Raw genomic sequence first — 13,037 nt, 5'->3', positions numbered from 1 at the left:
GGCTTTCCCCTCCCCCGCTCCGCGTTGTTTTCCGGAACACGCGATTGCATCGCCGTGCCCGCGTGGCTAGTCTGCGGACATGCCGGCGTAGTCGAGAACCGTTCTCAACAAATTGAGTCTCCACAACCACGCAGCCATCGTTTCGATGGGGAGGGAACACGCATGTCGATGTCCACGTCGCCGACCTTTCCGGCGTCTCCGGCCCTGGCCACGGCCGCCCGCATCCGCGGCCGGATGCACGCCCCCAACGCCCGCACCACCGGGCTCATCCTGGTCGGCCTCGTCCACCTGCTGATGGTGGGCGCCCTCGTGAAGGGCTTCCAGCGCCACGCCGCCGAGGCGCCGCCGCTCATCAAGATGAAGACGATCGTCGAGCCCGAGAACAAGCCCAAGCCCGTCGAGCCCTTGCGCATCCCCGAGCCGGCGGTCCAGACCCCGCGCCTGGTCGAGGTGCCGATTCCTCCCGTGGAAATCACCCCGACGAAGGAGCCGGTCATCGTCGCCGTGGGGATCACCGACGGACGGACCACCACCCCCTTCGAGGTGACGGACGGGGGCACGAAGCCAGAAGTGGCCCCCACCAGGACTGTCCCCGACACGGCCATCAAGGCCCCCGGCGCGGTCTGCACGCAGATGGCGGCGCCGGAGATGCCCGCGGTGAACTGGACCGGCGAAGCGCTGTTCCGCGCCGTGGCCGAGGTGCAGGGAGGCCGCGTCGTCGCGGTGCAGCTCCAGGCGCTCAGCGGAGCCATGGACGCCCGCACGCGGCGCGCGTTCTCCAACGCGATCGAAGGCACGCTGAAGTCGCGCTACGTCTGCCCCGGCGAGCACCGCTTCCAGCAGGACTTCGCGTTCCGCATGGACTGACCCCGATGCCCCGGATCGCCCTCACGGGCGATCCGGGGCCGCAATGAAAAACGCCGGCACGCATTCGCGTCCGGCGTTTCGTTCTTCGGAGGGATCGGAGATCCCTCTTCAGTCGGTCCTCAATGCAGCATCAGGCTGCCGTACGGCGAGACCGGCGTCGTGAACGCCATCAGCAGACGTTCCGGGCGGAACTCGCCGACCGTGTCGGCGCCCTGCCAGTGGGTCTCGATCGCATGTTCCAGGCCCTTCAGCACGCAGAACGACATGAAGGCGTGTTCCGCCTCCTCGCCGTCCATGTCCACATGCTGCAGCCGCACGCAGGCCGCGCGCAGGAAGTTCAGCATCTGGATGGGGCTGTCGGTGTCCGGACAGTAACCGGCGCAGACCTCGATGTCTTCCCGGGCGTCGTCGGACAGCCAGAGTCGGCCGTCGTCGATCCGGACATGCATCAGGTCGGGATTGGCGTCGATGCCGACCTCATCGTCGTGGAGCAGCGTGTACATGATGGTTCGGACGGTAGACGAAGGCGCGCGCCCGTGTTCATCGACTCCCCCGCCTGGAGGGGCGGCAGTGTCAGATATGCACGCTGGAGACACCGTTTACATCATTTTGTGGTGTTGGCGTAGAACGCCGCCCGCAGTACGGCGGGGCCTTCCGGCACCACCGGCGCCTGTCCCGCGCGCTGCATCGGCACCCCGGAGATCCGCAGTTCCAGCGCCCCGCCCTGCGCGTCGACGCCGGCGAACAGCAGCGCCTGACGGTTATCGGCATCCATCTTCGAGACGGTCGTGCCGGGCCGCCAGCCCAGTTGCTGGAACGCGCGGGCCAGTTGCCCGCCCGCGTCCGCCATGCGCAGGCGCAGCGCGTCGTCGGGGGCGGCATCGGTCGTCCACACCACGTTGACGTGGGTCAGCCGGCCCGAGGCCTGGTCCAGGATGTAGGTCACGGTCGCCGGCACCGGGCCGGGTTCCAGCTGGTCGAGCCGCAGCACCAGCGCGCGCTTGCCCGCCTTCGGGTCCTCGACGACGCGGATCGCCTCCGGGGCCGCCTTGAAATCGCGCTGGATGGCGCCGCGCAGGTTGGCCTCATCCATGCCGAAGAGCGCCGAGCGGAAGCCCGAGACGCGGTACGCGCCCGCAGCCGCCGTCGATGCGGCCGCCGACGCGGGATCCATCGCCGGATAGGGATCGGGCCGGTCGACATTCGCCACGACCCGCAGACGCAGCTGCGACGGGCCCGGCGAGGCGACGCGGTGCTCGCGCGCCCGCGCCGGCGAAGTCGCGGTGCGCTCGCGTGCTTCCACGTCAACATCCGCGCCCAGCAAGCGAATCTCCGCGCCCGCGCCTTCGAAGTCCTTGCCCGAGAACACGATCAGCGTCCCATCCGGCAGCAGATGGCCGCGCCGCGTCGCCAGCGGCGGCCAGCGCCAGCCGGCCATCGTCGCGCCGACGACGCGGGCCGCCTCGACCAGCCCAGCGCGCTGCGCGGGCGTCGACGGGCCGTCGGTGGTCCATTCCACGTCGACCGCGACCAGACGTCCGCTCGTCGCGCCGAAGCGGTAGCGCAGCAGCACCGGCGTCGGCGCCGGCACGCGCGGCAGCGCGGCGACGCGCAACGTCAGGTCGATGGCGCCGCTGTCGGGATCGACGTATTCATGCGGCGGCGACACGGTCTCGGGATAGTCCCGCGCGACTGCGGCGCGGACCTCCGCAAGGCTCATGCCGAAGTGCGCGCTGCCGTGACCGGTGATCGCATAGGGACGGCCCTCGACGAGATAACGGGTCGGCTGGCCGGTGAGCGAGATTTCAAAAGGCATGTCGGCGGCCTGCGCCGGGGGAACGACCGAGGCCATCGCCGCTGCAGCGACGATGCCAGCCAGGGCGACCCGCTGGCGCTGGTTAGGAGAGAGGCGGAAGAGGCGGGGCATGAGGGCCATGAGGGAGGGGCGGAAGACGTTCATTCGAATGATCCTCAAGGGCGGGTCGGCGAGACGTAGGTGACCTTGCCGTCCACCACGGCCAGTTGCACGCCGAAACTGTTCGCCTCGCCGCGCAGCGCCGCTTCCTCGCGCTGGTTCGCACCCGCGAAGTCGGTGTTGTGAGCCATGGCGATGGCGGCCTGCGGATCGGTCTTGAGCAGGTTCAGGAACGTGACCTGGTCGGCTTGCTCCTTCTTGATCAGCGCCTGCGTGCGGCTGATCATCGAGCGGTAGCTGTTGTAGAAGGCCTGCATGCTGTCCCAGTTCTTGCGAACCCCTTCGTCGAACATGTAGTTCCACGGCCGATCGCGCCAGCGGGAGTTCTCGTCCAGGTACTTGAAGCGCGCCGCCGCATCGGTGATCGACGCGGCATACCTGGAATCGGCGGCCGAGTAATGGTTGTCGGGCTCGCTGTGATTCAGGCCGAAGACGCCGAGCACCGCGCGGCCCACGACGTTGTCGGTCATCGCCTCCGCGAGACCCATCGGGTTGATCGAGAAGTTCAGCGACAGCCCAAGCCCGCCGAAGCCCAGTTGCGCGCCCAGGTCCAGCGACACGCTGATCGCGCCGTCCGAGATGCCGATCGAGTAGTTGAACGTGCCGCCGATCGAGCCCGGCGTGTAGACGGTGGCGCCGCCGCCGACCGAGCCGGTGCTGCCCGACACCCCGGCGGCGATGCCGGCGGAGGAGCCGACGCCGACCGCGTTGTCGAAGCGCTGCACCACGCGGCCGTCGCGGACCGTGTACTGCTCGTCCGCGCGGGCGAAGACGAAGGTGCTGACCGTCGTGCTCAGCCGCGCGTCGCCCAGCCCGCTGATGTTGCCGCTGACGCCCGTCTGCGCGGTCGCGCCCGCACGGGCCTCGGCGGCGATCTGCAGGCCGTTGCGGCCCAGGTTCCCGATCGCGTAAGCCTCGCCCTGCGCGCCGAAAGTGACGTAGCCGGGACCGCTGGTGATGGTCACGTCGACGTGACCGTTGACGTTGGCCTCCAGCTTTACGCCGGTGATGCCGAACTTGGCCAGGCCGCTGACCTCGCCGCTGGCCTGCGTCGACAGGTCGACGCCGCCGACCGTCACGCCGGTCTCCACGACACCGCTGGCCGTGCCGCTGACGGCGCCGCCGCGCGGTCCGATCGTCACATCGCCGGCGGTGCCGGTGCCCGTGATGTTCCGGCCGAAGTCCTCGATCTGACCGGTCTTGTTGCTGCTCCAGCCGGTCAGCGGCGGTGCGACCACGGTGGGCGCGGGCTGCGGCAACGGCGGGATGGTCGGGATCCGCTGTGCGGTGTCGCTGAAGCTCCCGCCCAGCATCGCCGACGTGAAGACATCCAGGGTCCCGGGATCGTTGGTGACGTAGGGATAGCCGCCGTAGTAAGGGCTGATGATCTCGAAGTCCTTCGCGTCGGCGCCGGTCAGGCCGGTGACGCGGAAGACATACCGACCCGGCACCAGATGGCTGAGGTCGCTGACGGGCCGGCCCTGCGGATCGTAGGCGGTGACCACCGGATGGACGTCCGGACCGCTGAAGGGACCGTCCGGCCCGCGCAGCGTGGCGATGCCCGGCGTGCCGACGAGCTCGTTGAAGAAGATCGCGCTGGTGACGCTGTAGCTCAGCTGCATCGGCGAGATGGTCAGCAGGCCCGGCAGGCTGCCGCTGTCGGCGACGCGGTAGTTCTTCGCCGCCGCGCCGGTCAGACCGGTCACGACCTTGAAGTACTGACCCACATGGGTGAAACGCTCCGCCGCCAGCGCGTTGCCCGCGAAGTCGACCAGGCCGACCGTGCCGTTGACCTCGTCGCCCGGCAGCACGTTCTCGAAGGTCGGCCTGCCGAGGTTCACGCCGCCGCCGACCGGGAGACCCCACGGCGTGCAGCCGCTGCGGGTGCAGTTGTACACGTACCCGCCGTAGTTGTAGCCCGTCGCGATGATGCCGTAGGTGATCGGCCGCGGCGCGACCGTCAAGGTGCCGCCTATGGGCGATGCGACGTAGTTCGTCGACTGCGCGCCGGTCAACGAAGCAGTCCAGCCGTAGTCACCGGCATCCAGTCGCGGCGCATAGGTCAACGGGTCGTTGCCCTTGCCGGCGGGCAGGCTCTGGAGCTTGCCGCCCGCATCGACACGCACACCCACGTCGTCCCCCGACAGCACGCCCGTCAGCACGCCCAGCGTCGCCACGTTGCCGTAGATGCTCGCGGCGGTCGCGGGCGTGAACCCCAGCGCCTTGCGGGCGATGCTCAGCGGCGCCGTCGCGCCGTTCGTGGAGACGAATCGATAGTTTCGGCTGAAATCGATGAGCGAGTCCTGGCGGCCTTCCTGCCGCAGGCCGAGCACGACCTGCAGATAGTCGCCGGCGGCGGTGCGATCGCCGTAGCTGATCTCGCCCGCGTTGTTGACGACGTGGAAGTCCGGCTTGACCCACAGCGCATCGTTGCGGATCAATCCCGACACCGACACCGTCGGCGCAACGTAGGTGCCGTAGATGGTGTTGATCGCGTCGATGGAGACGGTGACCGGCTTGGGCGCGACGGTGATCACCGCGATGCCGGTGGATCCGCTGGCGGTGAAGTAGTTCGCCGCGTCGCGGCCCGAGAGTCGCGCAACGTAGAGGTAGCTGCCGACGTTGAGCTTGTCGTCGATCGCGTACTCGTAGCCGGGACCGACGCTCCGTCCCTGCAGTTGCGTGGCGACCGCCACCGTGCCCAGGTTGACCTCGTCGCCCGGGAGGATCCCGGTGGTCAGATGCAGTGCGGGCAGGCCGCCGCCGTAGATGATGTCGAGGCTGCCGCTGTCGAGCGATCGGCCGATCTCGCGCTTCAGGACGTTGATGTAGCCCGTGTTGGACGCGGGCAGGCCCGGCACGATCAGGTTGCCGGGCGCGATCACGTAGTTCGAGGCGTCCGCGCCGCCCAGGCCGTCGACACGGACCGGATAGCGGCCCGACGGCGTCCGTTCCCACAGGCTCACCGGATCGAAGAGGCTGGTCAGCGCGCCGACCTGGTCGCCCGACAGCACGCCATTGACGATGCTGGTCGGCATCCGCGGCACGTCGCCGTAGGTGGACGTCGTGTCGGGCGTCGTGACGGTGACCGGCTTGGGCTGCACGACGAAGGCGCCGAACGACGGCCGCATCGTGTAGTTGCCGGCGTCGGCACCCTGCAGCACGCCGCTGGTGGCGTAGCTGCCCACCGGCAGTCGCGCGGGCGCGGTCGTCACGTTGCCGGCCGGCGTCGTCAACCAGGCGTCGACGGAGACCTGGTCGCCCGGCCGCAGCTCGTTCGACAACGCGGACCGGAAGCTGTACAGGTCCGAGCTGCCGTAGGTGGAGAGGTTGACGAGGCCGTTCGGCCCCTGCAGCCAGGCGGTGCCGGTGATCGCGATCGGGCTCACGGTGAGCGTCGCTCCCCGGTTGCCGCTGCCGGCCATCACGTAGTTGCCCGCGTCGGCGCCGGTCAGGCCGGTGCCGGTCATCGTGTAGGTGCCGACGTTGAGCGCGCCGCTGCTCGATCGCGTCATCGGCGACACGCTCGTGACGACCGAGACCTGGTCGCCCGACAACAGGCCGCTGACGGAACCCCGGGCGATCGGCAGGTCCGAGCTGACCATGCCGTAGCTCGGATTGAAGGTGGAGAACGAGCCGTCCGGCGCGATCGTGCTGTAACGGACGTTCTGGAAGTAGCCGTCCACGGTGACGGTCACCACCTTGGGCGCGACGGTCAGCGTGGCCGTCGTCGAGCCCACGTCCGTCGCCACGTAGTTGGACGCGTCCGCGCCGGTCAGGCTGCGCAGGCCCAGCGTCCAGTGGCCCGCGTTCGTCCGATCGGTCGGCGCGGCGCCCGTGGCCGTCAGCACGGCGGGGCCGGCGCTCACCGCGTCGCCGGACAGCACGCCCAGCAGCGACGCGGCACCGAGGGTCGGCGCCGTGCCGTATGTGCCCGACGCATCCTGCGCGATGTAGCTGATCGGACGCGGCTGAACGGTCAAGGTGCCGGCCGAGTTGCCGTTCGTGGCCAGCACGTAGTTCGGGTTGCCGGTGATGGCGGTGACCGCCTCGACGTAGACGCCGGCATGCGTGCGATCCGTCAGCGCGACCGGCGTGGCGCCGGACAGCAGCGCCGTCGAGTAGCCGACCGAGTCGCCCGCGAGCACGTTGCCCAGCGTCACCGCGCCCAGGGTGGCGAGGTTGCCGTAGACCGAGTTCGCACTGGCCGTCGAGAAGCTCACCGGCCGCGGCGTCACGGTCAGCGCGCCGACGGCGTTGCCGCTGCCGGCCAGCGTGTAGTTGCCCGCGTCCGCGCCGGTGAGCGCGTTGACACCCGCCCACCAGGTGCCGCCCACGCTCGGCCGCGCCACGACGGCGCCGCCGCCGTCCAGCGCCGCCAGCACCGCACCGACGCTGTCACCCGGCAGCACGCCGGAGAGCGAGGTGCCGTTGCCCGCGACGGTGGGCACGTCGCCGTAGATCGCGTTGCCCGCGGACACGCTCCAGGTCAGCGGCTTGGGAGAGACGATCCAGCTGGCCGGCGTGTTGCCGCTGGCCGCGATCACGTAGTTGCCGGCAGCCGCGCCGTTCAGCGAAGCGGTCGTCGCGCCAAAGGTGTAGGTGCCGGCACGCGTGGTCGCCCCCAGGAATTGCGGACTGCCGCCGATGTCGACCGTCGGGAGGGCCTCGACCTGGTCCGCGCCGACGATGCCGCTCAGCACAGGCCCGCCGGCGAGCGGCGAGGACCCGTAGACATTGCCGCCGCCGGTCGCGACATAGGTCAGCGGCTTGGGCTTGACGGTGATGTCGAGCGCCGAGTTGCCGCTGACGGCGAGGACGTAGTTGCCGGCGTCGGCACCGGTAAGGCCGGCGACGCTGGTGACGTAGTGCCCGACCGGCCATGCCGAGGAACTGCCGATTCCCACGCGCGGCTCGACGACGTCGAAGCGCTGCGTGCCGACGACGGTATCTCCGGCGAGCAGACCGACGAGCCCGGGCGTCTGCAGCGTCTGACCGTAGATCTGGTCGATGCTGCCGCCGACGTAGGTGATCGTCTTGGGCGCGACGACGAGACGTCCCGTCGCGTTGCCGCCGACGGCCAGTGTGTAGTTGCCCGCCTGGGCGCCGCCCAGGCCGGTCACGATCTCGGCATAGTTGCCGGCGCGCGTGTTGGCGGCCAGGGTGAACGGCGTGCTGCCGTCGGCGCTTGCCGCGACGGTGCCGGTCACGACGTCGCCCGCGAGCACCCCGCCCAGCGTCGCGACGCCGAGCGTGGCCAGCGTGCCGTAGGTGCTGCCGGCATCGGCCACCGACCAGGTGAGCGCCTTGGGATCGACGCGGAACACGCCGTCGGTGTTGCCGCTGACGGCGAGCACGTAGTTCGACGCCGCGGCGCCGGCCAGCGTCGTCACGGAGGCTGCATAGCTGCCCGCTGCGAGACGCGCGCTCGCCAAGACGGACGAGCCGCCCGAGCTCAGGCCCACGACGCCGTTCACGTCGTCGCCGGAGAGCACACCGGCGAGCACCGAGATCGGCAGCGCCGACGCAGTGCCGTAGGTCTGCGCCGCGTTGCCGACGAAGAAGCTCACCGGCTTGGGCGCGATGGTGAGGGACGCGCTCACGCTGCCGCTCAGATCGATGGCGTAGTTGGACGCCGCTGTGCCACCGAGGCCCGTCAGCGAGAAGTTCCAGCCACCGGCACCGACGCGCTCGCCGAAGCCGTAGCCGCCGCCGTTGGCGGTCATCGCGACGCCGCCCTGCCCGCCCAGCGTGGCGATGGGCGCGACGCTGTCGCCGTTGACGATGCCGGCCAGGCTCACGACCGATGCCGGTGCGCCGTAGACGTAGTTGCCGGCGGAAACCGTCGGCGTCAGCGTGCGGCGCGTGATCGTCAGCGGCATCGTCGCGCTGCGCATGTCGACGAAGAAGTTGCCGAGGACCGACGGATCGAACGCCGCCGCGCCCGTACCCGACAGCGTCAGCGTGCCGCTGCCCGCGTTGGCCGTGACACCGGGGCCGCTGACCGTCAGTGAGCCGGGCATGAACAGCCCATCCAGCGTCGCCGCCGGACCGCCCACCTGATGCACCGGTGCGCGGCCGAGGTGCTCGGCGTCCGGATCGGCATCGCCGTAGACGCGAGTGACCGCGCCGCCGACGTTGTTGCCCAGCGCCACCCGCGTCGCGTCGACGCCGCCCAGCCGCGCCAGGCGCGTCACGACACCGTCCTCGACGAAGCGGAACACGCCCTCGCCCACGATGCTGTCGGTGGCCTCGGTGGTCCAGTCGACGGCATGGCCATCGATCCGGCTCGCGCCGCTGACCTTCAGCGCGCCGCTCAGCGTCGCCGAACCGGCGACCGAGATGTTGCCGCCGAGGACGATCTCCACCGGCATCCCGACGCCGGAACTCGCCGTCGGCATCACCGTCGCCGACAGCGACTCGCCCGCGAAGGCGCCCAGGCGCAGCGACCCGGCGCTGCGCTCGGTGTTGCCGGCGCCGTCGGCCAGCAGCAGCGTCAGCGGACCGTTGTCGGTGATGAAGTTCGCGTTGCGCAGATCGAGCGAGGCCAGCCCGGCGCCGCGTTCCGCATCGATGACGCCGTGGGCCGCCGTGTCGTTGGCGGTGATCGTCCAGTGGCCGCCGCCGTTGCTGAAGGCGCCGCTGAGCACGACCGAGCGGCCCGCCGCCAGCGTCAGGTCGCCCGCGGCCGCGCCGCCGGGACCGCGCGACACGCCGGTGAAGAAGGTCGACCAGGTGATGTCCTGGCTGGCCTGCAGGCGCACGTCGACGCCCGCGCCCAGCAGCGACGCGAGGTCGCCGGAGTTCAGCGTCGTCGTCCCGCCGGGGTTGTCGTTGAAGCCGATGTCGCCGGGCGGCGTGGCGGCCGCCGCGTCGCCGATGACGATGTCCTGCGGGTCCAGCAGCAGCCGTGCGCCTCGGCCCAGCAGCAGGCGGTCCAGCGCCACCGCCTGCACCGTGGACGCGGACGAGATCTCCACCGCGCCGCCCGCGGCCGCGCCGTGAGCGTCGAGTCGACCCAGCATGCGGGTGGCGCTCGTGCTCCACACGATCGCCGTACCGCCGAGACCTTGCGCACCACGTGCGGAGACGTCGATGCGGCTGTCCGCATCGATGCCCACGCGGTTGGCTGCCGCCAGCACCGGCAGCACGCCGAAGCGGCCGAGGTAGCGTCCGTCGGTGTCCGCCAGCGCGGCGTCCGCGCGTCCGCCCTGGAACGCGCCGCCGACGCGCACGAGACCGCCGCGTGTCGCGCCGCTCGCATCGAGCGTCGCGCCGGCGAGGGCCACGTCGTGCCCGGTGACGTCGATGCGCCCGCCGCCGGCCGTCGCCGACGACGCATCCAGCGTGCCGCTGACATGCACCGTGCCGCCGGCCCCGCCGTCGAGCACGATGGACCCATCGACGCCGGAGAGCGTCGTCGCGCGGATCGTGCCCGGCAGGTGGATCGCCTCGCGCAAGGCTTCGCGCACGGTCGACGCGCGCAGCGCGACCATGCCGGCCTCGATGCGGCCGCCGTTCCCGATCAACGGGCGGCTGTCGCCGTCCACGGCGTCGGCCGGCAGCATCACCTGCAGGAAACCGTCGCCGGAGAAGTCCAGCGTCGCGGCGGAGGCGCTGCCCAGCGCCACCTTGCCGAGCGGCGCGAGGATCAGCCCGTCGTTCTCGACCCGCCCGCCGAGCAGCGCGACCTGACCGCCCTCGCCCGTGACGATGCGTCCCTGGTTGAGCACGTTGCCGCCGCGGCCGTTGAAGCGCAGCCGTCCCGCCATGAAGTCGTCGTCCGACAGGCCCAACGTCGAGGCGACGAAGCCCGCGCGCGTGTCGACAAGGCCGGTCGCCGTGATCGCGATGCCTTGCGGGTTGATCAGGAAGACGCTGCCGTTGGCCTTCAACGTGCCGGCGATCTCCGAGCCCAGCGGGCCGGTGATCACGTTCAACGTCGCCGCCTGCGCGTTGGGCTGACTGAAGTTGACGACGCCGCCCGCGCCGATGGAGAACGAATCCCAACGCAACACCGCGCGCTGCGAGTTCTGCTGGATGTCGAGGCGGTTGCCGTTCGGCGTGCCGATCGTGGCCTGACCGGCGCTGACGCTGCCGCCGCGCGGCAGGACGGAAACCGGCGCCGTCTGCGCGCCGGCCAGCGGCATCAAGCCGGCCAGGATGGCGGCGGTCAGCGCCGTCAGGCGCGGGCGGGTCTGCGCCGAAGCGCGGGAGGAGTGCGGGGAGCGTGTCATGGTCGTCAGAACTGGACTTGCGCTTTCACGAACGCCTGGAACTCGTCCAGGCCGAAGGGGCGGTAGCGGCGGCGGCCGGCTTCAATGGAAAGCTCGGCGCCGCGCCAGCGCGTGCGCAGACCCGCGCCGCCGGAGGCGGCCAGGCGGTGCCCCTGCGTGCCGGCGAATTCCGACCACGGCCGGCCCATCGCCGCGAAGACGTAGGGCTGCAGCTGCAGGCCCGCGCCGCCGATCGACGGCGTCCAGGCCCGCGACAACTCCTGGCGCAGCGTCCAGCCGTTGTCGTCCGAGATCGATCCGGAGCGGAAGGTCGACAGCGCGTCCTCGCCGTCCAGGGTGAACAGCTCGGCGCTGGGCAGCACGTGGCCGAGCGCGCTCTGCAGCTTCGCCGACGTGCGCGCGCCCAGTCCCCAGGGCAGCTCGACGTCGGCGCTGGCGTTGAGCTCCAGCTTCGTGAAGAAGGGTCGCGCGCCGTAGCGCGACACCGGCATGCCGGTCGCCGCGATGTCGGCGGCGGTGCGGGCGCCGAGTCCGGGCAGGCCGCGCGACAGCGTCGCGCCCATGCGCAGCCGGGTCGACTCGCCGTTGCGGACGTAGTCCGCCGCGATCCGGCCGACGCGCAGCTTGTCCTCGCTCATGACGAAGTCGAAATCGGGCAGCGAGTCGATCTGTCGGCTCGCGTCGAAGGTGCCCGTGAGGGTCAGTTCTTGCGCCCGCGTCAGCAGCAGCGGATAGATCAGGCGCAGGCTGTAGCGTTCGAGCTGGCTGCGCGAGCGCAGCGCGCCGGCAGGTGCGCGAGGCTGCGTGTCGGACACGGTGAATTCGGGGTTGAGGCTCAGGCCGTCGGCCGTCAGCGGCAGGATCGCGCCGCCGCCCAGCACCCTCCGCGGCGCGTCGTCGCGCAGGGCGGTGCCCCAGTCCTTGCCGCCCGAGACGTAGGTGTAGAACTGCTCGCCGCGGCCGAGCGCCTGGTTCAGGCGAAGCTGGACGGTGGTCTGCCACGGACCGAGCGACTCGCTCAGGCGCCGGTCCGCCGAGACGGTGATCGCCGATCCGGCGTGTTCACCTTCGAGCACCAGCACCGTGCCGCCGACCTCCTTGCCCGCGCCCAGCGCGCTGCGCATCTGCAGGCCGGGACCGCGACCCGCCAACGTCAGCGCGCGTTCCAGCGCCTCGCCTCGCAGGTGCCGGCGCCCCAGCAGGCCGGCCAACGCCTGCTCCACGGCCCGGCGTGCCCGTTCAGGCACCGCCGAGGCATCGATGCGCTCCAGGTAGCCGTCCACCACGCGCAGCTCGAAGACGCCTCCGTCCTTCACCTGCTGCGGCGGCACGACCACGCGCACCAGCGGATAACCGGCCTCGCGGTAGAGCGCTTCGACCGCATCGGCCAGTTGATAGAACGCGGCCACCGTCTGACGTTGACCGCGCAGCGGCGCCGCCAGCGCCGCGGACGCCGCGGCCAGCTCCGGGAAGCCGTCGCTGAAGCGTACGTCGTCGACGCTGACCTGCAGGTCGCGCGCCTGCGCCGGCACCGCGTTGGGCGCGGGCACCGGCAGCGGCGCGGCGGACGCCGCCGGCTCGGGCGGGCGCAGATCGCGCGGCGTAACCTGCGGCGCGAGCGGCGGCGGCGGACTCTGCTGGGCCAGCGCCGCGCCGGCGGCCAAGGCCAGGGCGGTGCCGCCGAACACGGCGGAACGGAAAGGACGCATGCGGGATTCCCTCGAACCGTCCGCGTGCGCAGACGATCCCTCGTGATGCTTGTTCGTTGTTCTTCTCTCGTGGAGGCTCGCGGGGAGGCTCTCGTGGAGGCTGTCGTGGCAGCGGCGCGATCGTAGGCGCGGCCCCTCCCGCGAGGCGTAGAACGAACGGACTACACCGCCACCCCGCGGGCGCCAGACAATCGCCATCCGATGCAAACCGCACACGCCACCGCCCCCGCCTCGGCACTTCCGGGCACC

General features: G+C 71.1%; 5 protein-coding genes. 1 reads left to right on the top strand and 4 read right to left on the bottom strand.

Annotated elements, in window-relative coordinates; translation table 11 throughout:
• The first annotated feature begins 162 nt into the window (after positions 1–162).
• Positions 163–867 (top strand): hypothetical protein, encoded by a 705-nt coding sequence (locus ACQZ13_RS10600; RefSeq protein WP_431051685.1) that lies wholly within the window; start codon positions 163–165, stop codon positions 865–867.
• Positions 868–986: 119 nt separating this feature from the next.
• Here ACQZ13_RS10600 and ACQZ13_RS10595 read toward each other — a convergent pair whose 3' ends face one another.
• The 4 genes from ACQZ13_RS10595 to ACQZ13_RS10580 form a co-directional block, all read right to left on the bottom strand.
• Entirely contained in the window at positions 987–1,370 is a 384-nt protein-coding gene (locus tag ACQZ13_RS10595) for a hypothetical protein (RefSeq protein WP_088403694.1), read from the bottom strand.
• Positions 1,371–1,471: 101 nt separating this feature from the next.
• Positions 1,472–2,827, bottom strand: coding sequence for a hypothetical protein (locus ACQZ13_RS10590; RefSeq protein ID WP_431051683.1), 1,356 nt, complete (start codon positions 2,825–2,827; stop codon positions 1,472–1,474).
• Between the two features lie 11 nt (positions 2,828–2,838).
• The gene (locus ACQZ13_RS10585) at positions 2,839–11,079 is read right to left on the bottom strand and encodes a beta strand repeat-containing protein (RefSeq protein ID WP_431051681.1); all 8,241 of its coding nucleotides are present in this window, start codon (positions 11,077–11,079) and stop codon (positions 2,839–2,841) included.
• Between the two features lie 5 nt (positions 11,080–11,084).
• A complete protein-coding gene (locus ACQZ13_RS10580; protein ID WP_431051679.1) occupies positions 11,085–12,788 on the bottom strand; it encodes a ShlB/FhaC/HecB family hemolysin secretion/activation protein in 1,704 nt (567 codons plus the stop codon).
• Positions 12,789–13,037: the final 249 nt, after the last annotated feature.

The organism is Roseateles sp. L2-2, from assembly GCF_050613215.1.
GTDB lineage: Bacteria > Pseudomonadota > Gammaproteobacteria > Burkholderiales > Burkholderiaceae_C > Roseateles > Roseateles noduli.
Note: the sequence above shows the minus strand (reverse complement) of the source record. Positions and strands in the feature narration are given on the sequence as shown.